We start from the raw sequence: 18,018 nt of genomic DNA, 5'->3' as shown, positions 1-18,018 counted from the left end.
CTCTATTCTCCTTCAATTGTACTAACATAAAGCTCATATCCACTTAAGATATTAGTGGAGAACTTATTACAGTTTGGACATAATTTATTAAAATGATCTATTTCAAATGTAATATTACAATCATCACACAAGGCTTTGGCATCAACTTTTTCTATTAATAACTTTGCATCTTCAACTATAGTTCCTTTTGACATACCTTGAAATGCAAATTCCAAAGATTCTGACATTACGCCAGAAAGCTCTCCAATTTTTATAGTTATTTTAGATACATTCTTTAAGTTATTTTCCTTTGCCTTTTCTTGAACAATTTTTATGGTATTTTCTATAATTGATACTTCATGCATAAGCATTCACCTATCCTATATTTAGTTCATCTTCTTTCCTATTAAGCTCAGCTTTAATATGTTTTATGATTTCAGGAATTTTATTTTTCATGGTTTCAGTTATTTCAGTATCTAAACATATTTCTTCAGGTTCTATCCCAAATATTACAACTTTAGGGAATTTACCAAGCATATTTGCCATTTGAACTACATCTAATATCTGAACATCATGTATTGATAAATTTTCCTTTTTATAACCGTTAATATCCTCTGGATTAATTTTATAAATAGTTCCTGGCTTATATCCTGCTTTTAAGCAATCTATAATTATCACCTTGTTATATTCTAAAAAATAACTTAATGTATCTAATGTAGAAGTACCTCCATCTACTAATTCAATAGCAGATGGAAGATTTTCCTTTTCTAATTGATTTATAACACAAACTCCTACACCGTCATCTTTTAAAAGTATATTTCCTATTCCAATAATGACAGTACTATTCATAATTAAATTCCTAAAGGTTGTATTATGAACTTAGACATTTCCACTCCATCTGGTGACATTACATGCACTGAACATCCTGTACATGGGTCAAAAGAGTGAACAATTCTTAATAATTCAACTGGCTGGGTTATATCTGCTATGGTTGTTCCTATTAAAGCTTTTTCAATTGGGCCAACATTACCACTATCATCCATTGGTGATGCATTCCAACAAGTTGGAGTGATAATTTGATATTTTGATATCTTTGAACTTGCTACTGATACCCAATGTCCTAGTGCTCCTCTTGGTGCTTCTGTTAATCCAATTCCACTTCCTGAAGCTGGAGTCCCTATATCAGTATATCCACTTGTATCAACTTGTATTTGATCAATCCATTTACTAAGATTATTTGCAATCTTAGCAGTTTCAGTGTATCTTGCCATATGTCTATCCATAACTGATACACCTTTTTTATAATATCCACTTATCCATGCCCTTGCTAGTGGACCTGCTTCATAAGGTTGTCCATTATATCTTGGCGCCTTAAGCCAAGTATATGCTCCTGATTTTCCATAACTTGGTGTTGTACTTTCAGAAGCTGGATTTGTTCCTGACTGTGATGAGTACCATGAATGACCTACGTATTCTTTAATATTATCTTGACTAAAGCTACCTATAACCCCATTAGTTACAGTACCTTGTGGGAATAATTTAGTTCCATTTGTATCTGTATCAAACACACCATATGCGATTAAATTGCCATAACCTTTTCCTATCTTATAATAATCACTATACGTTGATGCCAACTTATTAACATCAGCTTGATATGTGTTTGTAATAAAAGTTGTTATTTCGCTTAAATTGCTTTTAAACTTAGTTATATCTGCTGCTGAAGGTATTGCAGTTACACCGCCTGGAACAATAGAAGCAGCGTGTGGAAGCTTTCCACCAAATATTGCTCCCATTTCATGAGCTTTTCTTCTAATTGATAATGCTTTTATGTAATTATCAACTAAAGTTTGGTTATCAGTTGAATTAAATCTGTAGTCTTGACCATACGTTGGAGTCCATGGATGTGATTGTGGACCTTTAACATAATCCATTAATGCTAAATGGTAGAAATGTAATATATGATCTGAAATATAATTTGATCCTTGTATAAGGTTTCTTAGAAGCATTCCTTGTAAATTCGGAGTAAATTTAGCTGCTTGTTCTACTGCTTTTGCTGAAGATATTGCATGGGAGACAGGACATAATCCACATATTCTTTGTGTTAAAAAAGCTGCGTCCTTTGGCACTCTATTTAAAAGAAGATTTTCAAAATCTCGATAAAGCCCTCCTGAAGCTTGAGCTGCAGTTACAGTATTACTTGAGTCAAGCGCTACATTAATCTTTAAATGTCCTTCCAATCTTGTAATTGGATCTAATGTTATTGTACTCATTTATATCATCCCTTTCGTCTGAACTTGCTAATTTAGTAGCCATTTATGTTAAGTAAATAACTTCAATCATATCTTTTTTATTGCTTAAATTTCAGTTACATTTATCCTTTTTTAAGTGTAGCACCTGACACAGTATCTACTTTAGTTTTGTCTTTTTGGTTTTTTTCATTGGACTCTTCATCATTATTTGCTTTTTTAGTGGCACCAGAAACAACATCTATTAATGGATTTGTAGGGAAAGCTGGATTTGCACACCCCATACATGGCTGATTTGCTGCTATACAGAAACTAACTCCATTATTCCATTTCATGCTAGGACATACATTTGAACATTGAGGGCCTTTACATCCTATGGATCCATAACATCCATATATACCCGGTTGTTTTACCTTTTCTTTTCCTCTTCTTTCGCATTGTTTGTGAACTGTAGTACCATAATATTTTGTTGGTCTATTATTTGAATCTACAGCTGGTGCTCCTGTTAAAATAAGGTCAAGTAATGTTTGTACCATAACTGTTGGATGAACTGGGCATCCTGAAAGATTTATTACAGGATTGGTTGTTTTACCACTTAACACTGTTGATACTGATTTACATCCAGTTGCACTGCTTGCACCTGATACTCCACCAAAGGAAGCACAAGTTCCAGCTGCCACCACATATTTTGCCATAGGTCCATATTTTAATACAGCTTGCTCCATTGTTAATGGAGAACCATTCTGCTCACCAATTATACAATAGTTTCCACTTTCACCTGTTGGCACTGCACCTTCAACTACAAGTATAAATTGTCCATTATAAGTGGTAGCACATTCTTCAAGAGTATCCATTGCAGTATTTCCCGCTGCTGTCATAAGTGTAGTATCATACTTTAAACTAATTTTGCTTGAAAGTACATTATCAATAGTAGTTGGATTAGTAACATTTAACGTTGAAATTGTACATCCTGAACAACCTGATCCATTTAACCATATAACTGGTGGATCTGTTTCTGCTGCAAGTACTGTATTCACTCTATCCATATCTAAATCAATGTTTAGAGCAACTGCTGCTGCTACAGACCATTTTAAAAATTCTCTTCTGCTAATTTTCATAATAATACTCCCTTTTGTTATTTTTTATATAATTCCATGCACGGTTTTATAACATATGTTATTGTATTGATTTTACCATAAATTTAATATATATCCAATATATTGTTAAATTATACATAAAAATCCTTGGAATTTGCTGAGAGTTTGCAGAGAATTTGCTGAGAATTTTCTAAAAAAATACGTTCCACATTTTCCTATTTCACCATTTTTTCTTATATCCTTTAAAAATTCAAGTCAAATTACTTAGCCTTGATATAAAAATTAAAAGCAAAGAAAAAAGTGCCCCATCCGACTAAGATAAGCACTTTTCACTCTTTTCATAATTATTCATTTAAATATAAATTACTTCCAATTCGTCATTGTCATTATCCTGAAAGTTATCCCTTCCTTACCATAAACTCAATAAAATCCATCTACTTCCCGATATAAAATTATATACTTTCCTTATTTAAGGAAAACTTATTCCAAATCAAATGAGAATTCAATTGTAGAATGTTCCATAATATCAATATTTTCAATATATATTTTATCAATTATGATTTCAAAACTTTCGTCTAAGCTTCTTAATTCATCAAGAGCTTTATCAAACTCACTCTCTTTATGTAATCTACCTACAGTTAAATGAGGACAATATGTTACTTTCCTAAATAAAAAATACTCTAATATTCCACTGTATAATTTATCATGCAGTTCAATTATATTGTCATTTCCCTTCTTTACATTAAGAAACAAATACCCATCTCTAAAATCTCCTGTAAAATCCTTTAATTTAACATTAAACTTTTTTACTCCTTTTAATACCTTATTAAAATGTGATTTCAAATCATCTGTTGATATATCACTATCAAATGGAAAAACAATAGTTATATGTGGTTCAATGCAATTTGCAAGTGGATCATACTTTTCTCTTATACTTTTAATAATATTAATATTATCGAAATTAGGAAATAAAATTATTGCCCTTTTCAAAAAAATCACTCCTTATCATCATTTGATTTTTTTAATATCTTAGTATCTAAAGATAATGTTTTATATATAAGAATTGTAGTGTTTTTCTTAAAATTAGTCACTCTCAACTATTAAAAATAAACTGAAAACTAATTGTAGCTTACAACTACTTATATTTAATCAATTAAAAGATTTAGAAGTCTTTTAATTTTATCTTTACCATATCACCATTAATTAAGTTATGCCAAACAATTCCCTCTATCCCACAATTGTTACCAAACTTAGATTTCTGTTTAGGTAACCATTCCTTTAGTTCATTATAAGTAGTAGGTACATCGTCGAACACAATTCTTTCTAATTTAGATGGAACAGTAAATAAAAATACAGTATGACCTTCTAAATTTAAAGGATTGCCTTGAATGCTTTTTCCTAAAGCCTCTCCAGAATATTCGCCATCTGCTACGCCTATAAAACTAGTGTTTTTAACAGCATCTATAATCCACTTATTCTCTGGAGCTTCTTCGCAGTCAACATACCAAGGCTCTATAATACCCAACTTCTTTTGTTCTTTAGTTGGATTTCTTCTCTTCTCAACTCTAACACAAGTTTCATTTCTAAGTGTTAATCTCACATTAGTCCCATCTAACTTTTCAGTAGCTATTGCATCTTTAAAGTTAAATTCTACATCAAAAGAATCTAACACCTTTCTTGTTTTAAGGTCTCTTTTAAAAATTGTTTTTATCTTTCTCATAATTGATACACTCCTTGTTAGTTAATTTTCGAATCCATCACCGCCAAGAAGTAAGTTGTAAGCTATAATTAATATTCAGTATTCCTATTTTTTAAGTTAGACAACTAAGCCTTAACTATCCACAGCCTCTCCCAAATAAATAGTTTATCCATTATTGTTATCATATTCAACAAACCTTAGTTAAATATATTTGTAAATTCTACAATGCCAGGACTATGCATATTATCACTACAATTTGGACATTTTAAAGAAAAGAAATCAAAAGAATTATAAACTCTATTTAGTTCATCTTCTTTGAATATGTACGAATCCCTTTCCAAAGCATATCCATCTGCACTTAATCCACATTTAAAACATTTAAATGTATGAAAATAAACTCTGAAAAATAATCTTTCTTCTAATGTTGAACAATATCCTTCTTCAATTTTAGGACATCCTTTTGGCCAATATATTATTGTTGGCCAAAAGGTCTCTCTTCTTCTATAATTACGTTTTTCTAAAACTCCCAACGTTTTTTGTGTATTAAGAGCTTTTTGGTCAATACAATAGGAAACAGCTTTTTCGAAGATACTATTATTTAAGATACTTACATTTTCAATAGAAGTAATTATTCCATTATTGATTGACATCCATTCATCTATTGATGGTATTACTGTGATTTGATCATTTAGAATAATTCTTTTCATTATTTCCCCCATCATATTATACTTTGTATTACTAACACTTTAAGCTACAATTTCCATTTATTTCATAATAATTTCATTTTTAAAGCTCTACATCTAATTTTATAACCAATTGCCTTAGCTATTCATACCTTTCATCTATGTTACAAGTTAGCATTTTTTTATCTTATAAAATCACTTCAGCCCATATTGCAGTATTTATCCATGTTTTCTCCTCAACATATTGTTACTTAGCTTAACAATTCTTCTACTTCCTTCTCTGCCAAACTCTCTAAAATTTCAATTCGAGGTGATAGTGCTTCATGACATTTAAATATAAAATTACTTAATACTTTTTAATATTGTATCCACGTTATCATAATTAGCTCCAAATGATTTTGCTTTAAGCATCTCTTCTTTTGCTAAATCTAATTTTTTCGCATTATAATATACTATTCCTAGACAGTAATGCCCATCTTTAGGGTCTAATTCAATTAAGTTCTTTGAATAATTAACAGCATCATCATACTTCATTAAAAATATATCTGCATTAATAATAGATTTCAAAACATAAGTTTTCATATTCTTATCCGGATTTGATGCCAAAATTTCCTTAGAATTACTTTCAACTGCCTTCCAATTTTGTGCTTTGTAATCTTGCTCTAGTTGCATTGCTAATCTTATTGTTTTACTTTGAATGTTATTAAATCCCCACCAAACTGTTGATGTGGTTATTATAAGTGCTAGTAGTAAATAGGCATATCTATTAAAGTACAACAACCTCTTTTTCGATTCATTTAAAATTCCTGCAACGGTGAAGCCTCCAATAAGACCTCCTAAATGTGCAAAGTTATCTATTCCAGATTTACTAAATCCATAAAATAAACTTATTAATATTACTCCAAGGATGTTTGGGCCTAATCCAGACTTAAATAATGCAGGTTTCTCTATACATTTAAAAAGAACAGCTCCAAATAATCCAAAAATAGCTCCTGATGCTCCTACTCCAGGATTTGAATTAAATGCAAAGCTAAATATATTACCTAAAATTCCAGCTACAAAATATATAGTTATAAACTTTGTTTTTCCAAAAATTCTTTCAGAAAGTTTACCTATTAAATATAATGAATAGCAATTTAATGCTACGTGCATTATGTTAGCATGTAAAAACATTGGTGTAATAAATCTCCAATATTGCCCTTGTATTATACTAGTATTTTCTTTACTTCCAAATTCAAATAGAAGTTGATTATAATCTATACCTCTCTCCCGTGAATATATCCCCATTATGACAAAAATAAAAAGATTTAAAGCAATCAGTATATATGTAATTATTGAGTCTTTACTCTTAAATTCAACATTAGATTCCATCCTCTTCTTCTCCACAATTTCTTCAAAACTTGATGTAGATGTATCAATTTTCTTATATTCATCAAAATACCTTTCTAAATGTTCTTTTACGCAAAATTTATCTCTTTTAGCATTTAAATAACTCACAACACTTTGCTTTTCAAGATCCACAACCATACTTCTTAAATATTTATTACCTGCTACTTTATCAACTTGATTATCTTCAATAATCTTAACCTTCTCTATTGGTGGGTCTCTATCGAAAATAAACATTCCAAAGTAATATACAATTGTGTTCTTCTTAATACCCAGAAGCTTTTCCTTCACGTCTATGAAATATTGTTTTATTTCTTCTTCTGAAAATAGATCTCCATTCATTAATTCTAAAACAATCATTGTGCCATAATAATCTTTTATCATTATATTGTCTTTTTCATCTATTCTTATTTTATTTTCCTCATCACATAAAGGCATAAAATCCTTATACTGAGTGAAACTCTTCATTATCATTTTAATTTCATTTGTATACATAAAATCCCCCTTATATCCCTCAAAAGCATAACCACATTATACCATAACATAATTTCTATTAATACAATTGAACATTTTCTAACTGATTCATTTACTAATCCATAAATGAAAATAACTGCAATTGTCTAATAAACAGTTGCAGTTATTTTCGCTAGCTTTATTCTTTCGTTTTTTCATACTTATTTCCTAAAAAGCTTTTTAACTATCTAATTCATCTAAATATTCTTCATAACCTAATTCCTTCATTTTATCTATAGGAATAAATTTAAGTGCTGCTGAATTAATGCAATATCGTAACCCTCCTGCATCTTTAGGGCCATCATTAAATACGTGACCTAAGTGAGCATCGCCAATATTACTTCTTACCTCTGTTCGCACCATACCATGACTTTCATCCTTTTTTTCCTTAATAACTTTTCTTGTTATAGGCTTTGAAAAGGCAGGCCATCCACAACCTGAATCAAACTTATCAGAAGAAATAAATAAAGGCTCTCCTGTTGTTATATCAACATATATTCCTTTTTCAAAAAATTTATCGTACTCATTCTTAAAGGGCGCTTCTGTGGCATTTTCTTGTGTTACTCTATATTGTATTTCAGTTAATTTTTCTTTTAATTCTTTAAGTGACTTTTTTACATACTTCTCATCCATTTTACTACCTCCTCAAAACGTATAATGCTAATTTTTCTTTACTATATATTTAATCACATTATATCATATCAAATTTAATAAAAATCAAAACATATTTTTAATATATTGCATTCTTAAAAAATAGAATATGGTAAACATTATAAATATGAATTACAATATAATTAATTGGTATATGTTTCCGTATGGAGGTGAGATTTTATGAGAAAAAGAGATTCTAATAATATTAATAATTTCTTTGGTGAATTCTCAAAAAAAATTATATTTAGAAAAGATAATTCTCTGCAAGGTAGAGCTTTAAAAATTACACTTATTTATTTTATTATAGGAAGTTTGTGGATTTTATTATCAGATAACTTAGTTGAACTATTTGTTCATGACCCAGGTACAATAATTATCATAGCTATTGTAAAAGGATGGTTTTATGTACTTATAACAGCAATTATAATTTTTACTCTTATATCCAATGAAATGAGCGAAGTAATTAATTCAAAAGAAAAAATGCAAGATATAAATGCCCTATTAGAAGAAGAAATTGATAAAAAAACACAAATTGAAATAGAAAATAATAAACTGACAGAGCGACTTCAAAAATATAAAATTTTAGCCGAAAATGCTAATGATGCCATATTATTTGTCAATAAAGATGGACATATTCTTGAAGTAAATGATGCAGCTATAAAAATATATGGATATACGTTTGAAGAATTTACAAAGCTTAGTGTGTTTGACTTAAGACATATTGAACGGCATCAAAAAATAATAGATCAAATGGAAGATGCTGATGCAGAAGGAATCATATTTGAAACCATGCACTATTTAAAGGATGGGACTTCAATACCTGTTGAGGTAAGTTCAAGAGGTTCTACAATAGGCGATAAGCGAATTCTGCTTAGTATTGTTAGAAATATCTCTGAACGTAAAAAAGCTGAAAAAGAAATATTATATTTAAGTTATCATGATCAACTTACTGGTTTATATAACAGAAGATTTTATGAAGCAGAACTTCGGCGATTAAATATTGAGGAAAAAATTCCACTAGCTTTAATTATAGCTGATGTTAATGGTTTAAAACTTATAAATGATGCCTTTGGACATAAAGCTGGCGATGCACTTTTACAGAGAATTGCTAATATACTAAAAATAGAATGTCTGCCAAATGGAATTGTAAGCAGAATAGGTGGCGATGAATTTGTCATTCTCCTCTCTAATACAAATGAAATTTCAACAGAAAAAATCATCAATAATATAAAAGCTGCTATTAATGATGAGAAATCAGATACTGTTATTTTATCTATTTCAATAGGTGCTGCTGTTAAGAAAAATAAGTTTGAAGATATAGATGAAATATTTAAAAAAGCTGAAGAAGACATGTATAAAAATAAACTTATTGAAAGTCCTGCTATGAGGAAGAATACAATCGATTTAATTATGAATTCTTTACATAAAAAAAGTAAAATAGAAGTAGTTCATAGTAAAAAAGTAAGTGGAATTTGCAAATTAATTGGAAAAGCTTTGAATTTTGATAATGAACAGTTAGAGCAAATTGGACTGGCTGGTCTTATGCATGATATAGGCAAAATATCCATTAGCAAAGACTTACTAAATAACCCGAAGCCTCTAAATGAAGAAGAATTGCAAGAGTTTAATAGGCATTCAGAAGTAGGCTATCAAATATTACGAGCAGTAAATGAATTTGCGAGTATAGCTAATTATGTTCTTGAACATCATGAAAGATGGGATGGGAAAGGATATCCAAAAGGGTTAAAAGGAGAAGAAATATCAATTGAAGGGCGAATTTTAGCTGTTGCTGATGCCTATGTATATATGACTTCAAACAAAAGCCTAAGCGAAGAAGCTGCTATAAATGAACTAAAGAAATATTCTGGAAGCCAGTTTGATCCTGAAATTGTTCGAGTCTTATTAGAAAAAGTACTTATTCGTACATAAGTTTTCAACTTATTAATTCAGGCACAATTAACAATATTTAAAGAATAATTGTAACTTTCACAAACTCAAAAAGTCTACTTGGAGAACTTTCCAAGTAGACTTTTTATAAAATAAATTTTATTTCACTGCTTCTTCATATAACTTATTAGCAAAATCCCAATTAACAACACTCCACCATGCGCCAACATAATCTGGTCTTCTGTTTTGATATTTTAAGTAATATGCATGTTCCCAGACATCTAGTGCTAGTACTGGTTTCAAGCCTTCGCTAACTGGAGAATCTTGATTTGCTGTAGATACAACTTCTAACTCCTTATCCTTGTTAACTACTAGCCAGGCCCATCCACTACCAAATCTTGTAGCAGCAGCTTTTGCAAAAGTTTCTTTAAAGGCATCAAAGCTTCCAAACTTTGCATTTATTGCTTCTAATAGAGCTCCTTTTTCCTTTCCTCCATTTGGTGATAACAACTTCCAAAATAGAGAATGATTAAAGTGACCTCCTCCATTATTTCTAACAGCAGTTCTTATATCTGCTGGAACACTTTCTAAATCCTTAACCAATTCTTCAACAGATTTATTTTGAAGCTCTGGATAATTTTCAAGGGCTGCATTCAAGTTATTTACATAAGTCGCATGATGTTTTGAATGATGTATTGTCATTGTATTTTCATCTATATATGGCTCTAAAGCGTTATATTTATATTCTAATTGTGGTAATTCATGTTTCATTTTGTTCAACCTCCAAACGTTTATTTTCTATGTTTAAATATTAACACTATTGAGAATAATAATCAATACTATTTGATAATATTTTAAATTTATTTTGTTATAATGTAAGTTCAAATGAGATTTTTCTCTTTTAAATAATTTTCAAAAATATAAGAGCCTATTTTTATAAGCTCTAAGTACAATAATTCTTTATAAAATTTCTCTAGTTTTCAATATTATATCTAAACTATTTAAAATATTTTCGAAATATAATTATATTAAGTAATATAAATTTTATAGTTATGTAGTATATAATTAAACAAATGTTATTCTGTTTTGGCAGATAAACATCAACTTATGATATTAGGGGATGATTAGAATTGATAAAAATAAAACAACAACCAATTGATTTAACATTGTTAATATTTACAGTTATAATTGGAATTTTTTCGTATATTTTTAATATAGGCTGGATAAGACTAATCTTTTTTCTTCCTTTTTTAATTTACAATCTTATTATATTAATTTCCGGCATAATCTATGTTTCTAAGAATTGTAATGAAGGAAATAAAAGACGAAAACTTGTATTTTACCTTGGTTTATTAACATACATACTTTTTAATGTATTCTTAATTGATGGTGGTGATATTGGTCCTAGCTATTGCTTTTTTAGTTTAATAAAAGTTTATGGAAATGGTGCATTATTTACTAATATATCAATGACTGGTCTTGCTATAAGTTTGATATGTATTGCTTTAAATATTAAGGCAATTATAACTAAAAAAGCTGTGTAACAAGATGTTTAATATTGTAGCTTCCTCATTCTTCTGACTCTAGAAATAGTAAATAATTCTTGCAGCTATCAAATTATAAAATATATATATTACTATAGTATCCATTGATATTTTTCTTTTACCTTTTAAATGTAAAAATACATCAAATGCTATCATTACTATTTCTAAAATTATAAATATTGCAATGAATACATTGAAATTAACATGAAAAATATCATAAGATATTGGCATTAGCACACCTATGAGTAATTTAATCCATGGACCTAATTTATTTAAAATTTTCATTTAACAATCCTCCAATTTTTCAAAACATAATTACTTAATTATATCATATTTTCCAAATTAATGTATTTGAAACCACACTTCATTAAAGCATAAATTCTTTCCTTGTAGAATTTATGCTTATTTAATGCTATTATTTTATTAAAGATTATGAAAAATTTTAAATAATTAATTATTAGGCAATACTATAACCCAAGGAGGTTTTTTCATGTTGATAGATAAACTAAAAACTTATACTTATAAAGATTATCTAACCTTTGATGAAAATGAAAGAATTGAAATAATAGAAGGAGAAATTATTAATATGAGCCCAGCTCCAAGTAGAATACATCAAGAAATTATAACTGAAATACTTTATAAAATAAGACAATATATTGAGAGCAATAATGGCACTTGTAAAGTTTATCCTGCGCCCTTTGACGTTATACTTAAAAATAACGATGAAGATGCAATTAATAGTAAAAATATAGTTCAACCAGATATATCAGTTATATGTGATAAAAATAAATTAACGGATAAAGGTTGCACTGGTTCACCTGATATGATTGTCGAGGTTATTTCAGCTTATAATCCTAGTAATGATTATGTAAGAAAATTAAACCTTTATGAAAAGTTTGAAGTTAAGGAATATTGGATAATAAACCCAATGAAGAAGAACATATTAGTTTATGTACTAACTGAACATGGATACGACGCTCCTACAGCTTATACCTTTTATGATACAGTTAAGGTAAATATCTATGATAATCTAGAAATAGACTTTAAATCAATTGATATATAATTGTTATTTTGCATTCCAAACTAATTAGGACTACCTAAAAAGGTAGTCCTGATGACTTTACATAACAACTTATTAATTAGTTAATTAAATGTGAAGCTCCTATTAAACCAGCATCATCTTGGAATTTAGCTAACTCTATTTTTAAATTTTCAGGATAAAAAACCTTGGACATAGTTTTTTCTTTTATAAGGTCAATTATTTTAGGATTATGAATTGCAACAGAGCCTCCTATTATAAAAATATCTGGATCAACTACTGCACATATATTAGCAATTCCCTTAGCCATATTTTCACAAAAATCTTCTATAACCTTTATCGCCACCTCATTCTTTGAATAATACAATTCAAAAACCTCTTCAGCATTTAACTTTCTATTTAGCTTTTCACTGGCGATTCTTGCAATATTAGTACCGCTGCATTGACCTTCTAATCCTCCTGCATTTAAACCATTGTGCGAATATTTATCTTCATTAATAATAATATTGTTAATTTCAGCAGCTGCTGAATTAGCTCCTGCTATTATTTTATTATCAAGTATATATGCACCGCCTACTCCAGTTGAAATTGTAATGAAAAATACTGCTTCGGAGCCTTTCCCAGCTCCATAAATAGCTTCAGCTAATCCTGCAACATTAGCATCATTATTGAGTTTAGTTTTTAAAAGTGTTTTTTCTTCAAAGTATTTAACTATTTCAAAGTCATTCCATCCAACTAAATTCACAGGATTTAGAATTTTACCTTTTCTAATATCTAATGGACCTGGACAACCAATTCCAACTCCATTAAATTGATAATTGTTTTTTTCCTCATTAACAAAATCGATTAATTTATCCAAATTTGCAGTACATCCAAGTTCTACTTCATTATTAAATTTCACTTTTTTAATAAGCTGTCCATCTTCGTCAAAGATAGCACATCTTAATTGAGTGCCTCCAATATCTATTCCTATTTTATTCATTATACTTAACCTCCTTGATTTCAATTTCCTTGAAAGAGAAAAAGTGAGAATTGAGACGACAAGCCCACATTTAGAACCTTCCAGCAAAAATTTCACTAGTCCTGTGGAAGATAACTGTATCATATTTCGGTGATTGTTGCATAAGTCTAATTCTTGCTTTGGATATCTATAATTGAACATTGTAAAATATATATTACATTATTCTAAAAGTCTTGATTTCATAAGGCTTAATATCAAAGGTAAATTCATTTGTATTTTCAGCAACGCATAAAATTTCTTCTTCAAGTAAGTTACATTCTATTACTTTGTTACAACTCATATCTAGACATGCTTTCACTTGTGTACACTTATTTTCAAATTCATAAATTCTAATAATAGTACCATTTCCATCTTCGGCTTTCTTTATAGTTTCAAGAACTATATTTTCAGCATCCAACTCAATAAGACTTGTACTTTCATTTTTCACTTCATTGCTGCTCTCTGGATAGCTGGTCAAAAGAGGAAGATTTAGCATATAGGCTTCCTTTACAGTAGAACCTTTTTTCCAATTTCCCTTATGTGGTAGTATTGAATACGTAAACCAATGTTCTTCTTGGTCAGTTGTTAAATTAGGTTCTATTCCTGATTTTATAAGTGATAAGGTCATAAGCTGATTTTTTATGCCATAGCCATATTTACAGTCATTTAAAAGACTTACACCATACCCACCATCGGATATATCTGCCCATTTATGTGCACATACCTCAAATTTTGCTTTATCCCAGCTGGTATTACCATGAGTTGGCCTTGTCAAATTTCCAAATTGAATATCATAGGTTGCTTCATTAGCATTAACATCTATTGGGAATTCAACCTTCATAAGCTGCTGATGCTCTTTCCAATCTACATAAGTTTCAAAGTCAATTCTATTAGAGTTAGCATAAAAATAAACTTTTTGCCTTATTAATGAATTGCAATAGTTCCTTTCAGTTAGTAAAACTGCTTGGACAGGGCCATTTTCTATCCATTCCAGCCTTGTAACTTCATCTGCAATCCATGATTTTCTATTGTAATAAATATCAATATTCCAGTTATCAAATTCTCTTGGTTTATCCTCATAAACTCTAAATACATTTCCCTTTTCTCCAGCTTTTAAAACTTCACGGTTGGAAGTTTTATCAAGAAGTGATGTAAAGAAACCTGCAGAATCTATACTTATTTTATAATAAGGCGTTTCTATACCTTCATCAGTAATATTAAATGGACTTTCATGATTTGTACCGTCATTAAATTTAAACAACTTAAGCCCCTTTGCTGGAATGTCTTTAACCCATACTACCAGCTTACCCTCTTGAGTTTTTTGTACTGGGAAAACATCACCAGCTTCACTTATTAATTCAGTTGCATTTTTATTAAAATCTTCTAACAAAATTTTATCACTACGCCTAAAGGACAAAGTATTAATAACAGCAATATGTTCTTTACCCGCTCCTAATTTTGAAGCAATTAAATTTAATCGTTCATTAGTTAAAGCTTCAACTTTATTTTTAATTTCTTCATATTCTAACTTTGTAACATCATAGGCTTCTTTAATTGCTGAACCAGGCAGAATATCATGGAACTGATTAAGTAAAACTGTCTTCCATATTGAATCAATTTCTTCTTTAGGATAAGGCATACCATATTTTTCAGCCCAAACTGAAAGCATTTCTAAATCCATTAGTGCAAATTCACTCTTACGGTTACTGCGTTTATTTCTAGCCATTGAGGTATAAGTTCCACGATGATACTCTAGATAAAGCTCTCCAATCCACTCTGGCACATCAGGATTATCAGTTAAAGCTCTATAAAGCTTGTCAAAATAATTTTTTGAGAATTCCTGTTTAACTCTTGGTGCGCCAATAATTCCTTTTTCTAATCTTCTACCGTTTTCAAGCATTTCGCGAGTTGGCCCGCCACCACCATCTCCATAACCGTAACATACAAGAATATCATTATTTAACTCTTTTTGTTGATATCTGTCCCAGCCACCCATTAAAGCTGCTGGATGTAACATACCATTATAAGTTGTAAAAAAGCTTTCTTTTGCTTGATCTATGCCTTTTGTTGTAATCAAATGTGTAAATATAGGTGTACCATCAATGCCATGCCACCAAAATGTGTCATAAGGAAATTTATTAAATTCATTCCACGCAATTTTAGTTGTCATAAAATATTCTATTCCACATTTTTTCATAATTTGAGGTAATGCAGCTGAATATCCAAATACATCTGGGAGCCAAAGAATTTTGCTATCTACATCAAATTCTTCTTTAAAGAATTTCTTTCCATATATAAACTGTCTAACTAGAGATTCTCCAGACGTTAAGTTACAATCTGCTTCAACCCACATTCCGCCTTCAGGTTCCCATCGCTTTTCTAATACCTTCTCTTTTAACTTTCCATAAATTTCTGGATAACGATCTTTTAAAAATTCATATAATTGAGGTTGACTTGACATAAATTTATATTCTGGATACTCATTCATTAATTTTAAAACAGTTGAAAAACTTCTAGCAACCTTTTCTCTAGTTTGACTTACTGTCCACAACCAAGCTACATCTATATGAGTATGCCCAATACAACTAGCTATCACTTCACTATGATCAGCAAGTGTACCATATACAGTTTTCTCAAGATATTCTTCTGTTTTCTTAATAGAGGAATAAAAAGACTGTGAATATGGCATACGAAGATCTAATAAATCAGCAGCCTTCTCAAGCTCAACCTCAAGAGACATTTTTGCACTATTATCCTCTTCAAGCTTTTCAGCTATACATAAAGGTACATTAAAATCATGATATAATTTTAATATCTGCTCATCAACTTGAGTAACATGTCCTATAAGCAATAGTTCAACGTGTAGGGTTCCAGTATAAGCTTGTAAATCAACTTTATACTTTTGTTTTGGCTTTGCACTTTCAGTAATTAGTATTTCCCTATGGTTCATATCTACACCTTGAACAGGAATATCATTTATAAAGGCTAAAAATTGAGGATTTCTCATATCCTCTGCTTCATCAATTTGTGTTTTTATAATTAAATATACTGCTTTATTTGAATATTCTTCTGGTACAGTAAATTCAGTTGTAAACCAAGAATGTTTATCTTTTCCCATCCAAATCATATTCTTACTATCAAATTCCTCCCATGGAGTTTGATCCATTTCAGCATCCTGTGGTCTAAGATAAAAGCCTTCTTTTTTCTTCCATTTAGTTATATCAAAAGATGTAACAGACGATAATTTTTTTAATTCATTGCAAAGTATACGAATACGTTCTTTTCTAAACATTAAAATCACCAAACTTTCAAACTAAATATTTTTATTAGTATTTATGTAAATTGATTTGATATTTTTTAAATATGCCTTATATAAATAAAATCCTATCAAAGGTATCTATTAAGTTACAACTTTGATAGGATTCATAATGTATAAAAAATTTATCTATTATCCTTTAGCTGCACCTTGCATGCTGAATCCTTTTGACATATATTTTTGAGAAATTATATATAGCAGTATAGATGGTGCTGCATAAAGCACGGAATATGCTGCTAAAGGTCCATAAGCAATCATGCCATGATTTCCAAAAAACTGATATAGCATAACAGATGCTGGGTACTTTTCAGTAGTACTAATTAAGATGTATGGAACAAAGAAGTTTCCCCAGCTGCCAGAAAAAGTATAGATAGCTACAGTAAAAATTCCTGGAAGCATAACAGGTGTAATAATTTTTCTTAAGGCTGTAAACACACCTGCTCCATCAACCCAAGCTGCTTCTTCAAGCTCTATTGAAACTGAATCCATAAAATTTTTCATCATCCAAATAGCATAAGGTAGCGCTGAAGCTGTTAGGAATAAAATTACTCCAAAGATATTATCATATAGCTTTATAGTTATAAAAAGCTGATAAACAGGTACCATTAATGCTGTTATAGGAAGTGAAGTCATAAAAAGTACAGAATACATAAACATTTTTTTGTGCTTCATCTGATATCTAGAAAGTGGATATGCACACAAACCTGACACGACAACAACAAATACTGTTTGTAAAATAGAGATTAACAATCCTATAACAAACGAACGTTGATTAGTTTGATTTTTCAATACATCAATATAATTACCCAAAGTTATATTTTTTGGTATCTGAAGTGCCTGAGATGCACTGCTATCAAATGAAGCTACTATTACCCATAGCAATGGAAGGAAAAAACAAACACCAATTATACTAAGAATTGCATAAGGAAATACTTTTCCAAAAATTCTTCTTCTCCATTTCATATTCATACGTCTTAC

General features: G+C 29.7%; 17 protein-coding genes. 3 read left to right on the top strand and 14 right to left on the bottom strand.

Annotated features, from left to right (window positions below; translation table 11 throughout):
- Positions 1-2: 2 nt before the first annotated feature.
- The 9 genes from hypA to msrB all read right to left on the bottom strand — a co-directional run bounded on the left by hypA (position 3) and on the right by msrB (position 8,236).
- Entirely contained in the window at positions 3-344 is a 342-nt protein-coding gene (hypA, locus tag L3B98_RS12080) for a hydrogenase maturation nickel metallochaperone HypA (protein ID WP_017810450.1), read from the bottom strand.
- Positions 345-354: 10 nt separating this feature from the next.
- Positions 355-828 (bottom strand): HyaD/HybD family hydrogenase maturation endopeptidase, encoded by a 474-nt coding sequence (locus tag L3B98_RS12075; RefSeq protein ID WP_238916800.1) that lies wholly within the window; start codon positions 826-828, stop codon positions 355-357.
- A gap of 2 nt (positions 829-830) precedes the next feature.
- Positions 831-2,249, bottom strand: coding sequence for a nickel-dependent hydrogenase large subunit (locus L3B98_RS12070; RefSeq protein WP_238916799.1), 1,419 nt, complete (start codon positions 2,247-2,249; stop codon positions 831-833).
- Between the two features lie 101 nt (positions 2,250-2,350).
- The gene (locus tag L3B98_RS12065; protein WP_238916798.1) at positions 2,351-3,343 is read right to left on the bottom strand and encodes a hydrogenase small subunit; all 993 of its coding nucleotides are present in this window, start codon (positions 3,341-3,343) and stop codon (positions 2,351-2,353) included.
- Positions 3,344-3,802: 459 nt separating this feature from the next.
- Positions 3,803-4,321 (bottom strand): 2'-5' RNA ligase family protein, encoded by a 519-nt coding sequence (locus L3B98_RS12060; RefSeq protein WP_238916797.1) that lies wholly within the window; start codon positions 4,319-4,321, stop codon positions 3,803-3,805.
- 163 nt (positions 4,322-4,484) lie between these two features.
- Positions 4,485-5,042 (bottom strand): RNA ligase family protein, encoded by a 558-nt coding sequence (locus L3B98_RS12055; protein WP_238916796.1) that lies wholly within the window; start codon positions 5,040-5,042, stop codon positions 4,485-4,487.
- 176 nt (positions 5,043-5,218) lie between these two features.
- Positions 5,219-5,728: a hypothetical protein gene (locus tag L3B98_RS12050; RefSeq protein WP_238916795.1), complete on the bottom strand. Its 510-nt coding sequence runs from the start codon at positions 5,726-5,728 to the stop codon at positions 5,219-5,221.
- Positions 5,729-6,046: 318 nt separating this feature from the next.
- Positions 6,047-7,585 carry a rhomboid family intramembrane serine protease gene (locus L3B98_RS12045; protein ID WP_238916794.1) on the bottom strand — a complete coding sequence of 513 codons (1,539 nt, stop codon included), beginning with the start codon at positions 7,583-7,585 and terminating at the stop codon, positions 6,047-6,049.
- 198 nt (positions 7,586-7,783) lie between these two features.
- Positions 7,784-8,236, bottom strand: a complete 453-nt coding sequence (gene msrB, locus L3B98_RS12040) for a peptide-methionine (R)-S-oxide reductase MsrB (protein ID WP_238916793.1) — start codon at positions 8,234-8,236, stop codon at positions 7,784-7,786.
- A 198-nt stretch (positions 8,237-8,434) separates the two neighbouring features.
- Between msrB and L3B98_RS12035 the strand changes: the two genes are divergently transcribed.
- Positions 8,435-10,183, top strand: coding sequence for an HD domain-containing phosphohydrolase (locus tag L3B98_RS12035; protein ID WP_238916792.1), 1,749 nt, complete (start codon positions 8,435-8,437; stop codon positions 10,181-10,183).
- 117 nt (positions 10,184-10,300) lie between these two features.
- Here the strand turns inward: L3B98_RS12035 and L3B98_RS12030 are convergent, their stop codons facing one another.
- Positions 10,301-10,912, bottom strand: coding sequence for a superoxide dismutase (locus L3B98_RS12030; RefSeq protein WP_238916791.1), 612 nt, complete (start codon positions 10,910-10,912; stop codon positions 10,301-10,303).
- Between the two features lie 359 nt (positions 10,913-11,271).
- Between L3B98_RS12030 and L3B98_RS12025 the strand changes: the two genes are divergently transcribed.
- Entirely contained in the window at positions 11,272-11,685 is a 414-nt protein-coding gene (locus tag L3B98_RS12025; RefSeq protein WP_238916790.1) for a hypothetical protein, read from the top strand.
- 39 nt (positions 11,686-11,724) lie between these two features.
- On the opposite strand, the gene L3B98_RS12020 is transcribed toward L3B98_RS12025, so the two are convergent.
- A complete protein-coding gene (locus tag L3B98_RS12020) occupies positions 11,725-11,970 on the bottom strand; it encodes a hypothetical protein (protein ID WP_238916789.1) in 246 nt (81 codons plus the stop codon).
- A gap of 205 nt (positions 11,971-12,175) precedes the next feature.
- On the opposite strand from L3B98_RS12020, the gene L3B98_RS12015 reads away from it, so the two are divergent.
- Positions 12,176-12,748: a Uma2 family endonuclease gene (locus tag L3B98_RS12015; protein ID WP_238916788.1), complete on the top strand. Its 573-nt coding sequence runs from the start codon at positions 12,176-12,178 to the stop codon at positions 12,746-12,748.
- A gap of 76 nt (positions 12,749-12,824) precedes the next feature.
- On the opposite strand, the gene L3B98_RS12010 is transcribed toward L3B98_RS12015, so the two are convergent.
- The 3 genes from L3B98_RS12010 to L3B98_RS12000 all read right to left on the bottom strand — a co-directional run bounded on the left by L3B98_RS12010 (position 12,825) and on the right by L3B98_RS12000 (position 18,009).
- Complete coding sequence (locus L3B98_RS12010; protein WP_238916787.1) at positions 12,825-13,706, bottom strand: ROK family protein; 882 nt, start codon at positions 13,704-13,706, stop codon at positions 12,825-12,827.
- A 193-nt stretch (positions 13,707-13,899) separates the two neighbouring features.
- Positions 13,900-17,016: an alpha-mannosidase gene (locus L3B98_RS12005; RefSeq protein WP_238916786.1), complete on the bottom strand. Its 3,117-nt coding sequence runs from the start codon at positions 17,014-17,016 to the stop codon at positions 13,900-13,902.
- Positions 17,017-17,172: 156 nt separating this feature from the next.
- On the bottom strand, positions 17,173-18,009 hold the full coding sequence (locus L3B98_RS12000; RefSeq protein WP_015394162.1) for a carbohydrate ABC transporter permease: 837 nt from the start codon (positions 18,007-18,009) through the stop codon (positions 17,173-17,175).
- Positions 18,010-18,018: the final 9 nt, after the last annotated feature.

Source organism: Clostridium sp. YIM B02555, assembly GCF_022320955.1.
In the GTDB taxonomy this organism is placed as follows: Bacteria; Bacillota; Clostridia; order Clostridiales; family Clostridiaceae; genus Clostridium; species Clostridium saccharoperbutylacetonicum.
The sequence above is the reverse complement of the archived record's forward strand: the minus strand, read 5'-3'. Positions and strand labels throughout refer to the sequence as shown.

Coding starts and splice junctions, on each gene's coding strand:
- hypA (WP_017810450.1), bottom strand. CDS start 344: ATGCATGAAGTATCAATTATAGAAAATACCATAAAAATTGTTCAAGAA.
- L3B98_RS12075 (WP_238916800.1), bottom strand. CDS start 828: ATGAATAGTACTGTCATTATTGGAATAGGAAATATACTTTTAAAAGAT.
- L3B98_RS12070 (WP_238916799.1), bottom strand. CDS start 2,249: ATGAGTACAATAACATTAGATCCAATTACAAGATTGGAAGGACATTTA.
- L3B98_RS12065 (WP_238916798.1), bottom strand. CDS start 3,343: ATGAAAATTAGCAGAAGAGAATTTTTAAAATGGTCTGTAGCAGCAGCA.
- L3B98_RS12055 (WP_238916796.1), bottom strand. CDS start 5,042: ATGAGAAAGATAAAAACAATTTTTAAAAGAGACCTTAAAACAAGAAAG.
- L3B98_RS12050 (WP_238916795.1), bottom strand. CDS start 5,728: ATGAAAAGAATTATTCTAAATGATCAAATCACAGTAATACCATCAATA.
- L3B98_RS12045 (WP_238916794.1), bottom strand. CDS start 7,585: ATGTATACAAATGAAATTAAAATGATAATGAAGAGTTTCACTCAGTAT.
- msrB (WP_238916793.1), bottom strand. CDS start 8,236: ATGGATGAGAAGTATGTAAAAAAGTCACTTAAAGAATTAAAAGAAAAA.
- L3B98_RS12035 (WP_238916792.1), top strand. CDS start 8,435: ATGAGAAAAAGAGATTCTAATAATATTAATAATTTCTTTGGTGAATTC.
- L3B98_RS12030 (WP_238916791.1), bottom strand. CDS start 10,912: ATGAAACATGAATTACCACAATTAGAATATAAATATAACGCTTTAGAG.
- L3B98_RS12020 (WP_238916789.1), bottom strand. CDS start 11,970: ATGAAAATTTTAAATAAATTAGGTCCATGGATTAAATTACTCATAGGT.
- L3B98_RS12015 (WP_238916788.1), top strand. CDS start 12,176: ATGTTGATAGATAAACTAAAAACTTATACTTATAAAGATTATCTAACC.
- L3B98_RS12010 (WP_238916787.1), bottom strand. CDS start 13,706: ATGAATAAAATAGGAATAGATATTGGAGGCACTCAATTAAGATGTGCT.
- L3B98_RS12005 (WP_238916786.1), bottom strand. CDS start 17,016: ATGTTTAGAAAAGAACGTATTCGTATACTTTGCAATGAATTAAAAAAA.
- L3B98_RS12000 (WP_015394162.1), bottom strand. CDS start 18,009: ATGAATATGAAATGGAGAAGAAGAATTTTTGGAAAAGTATTTCCTTAT.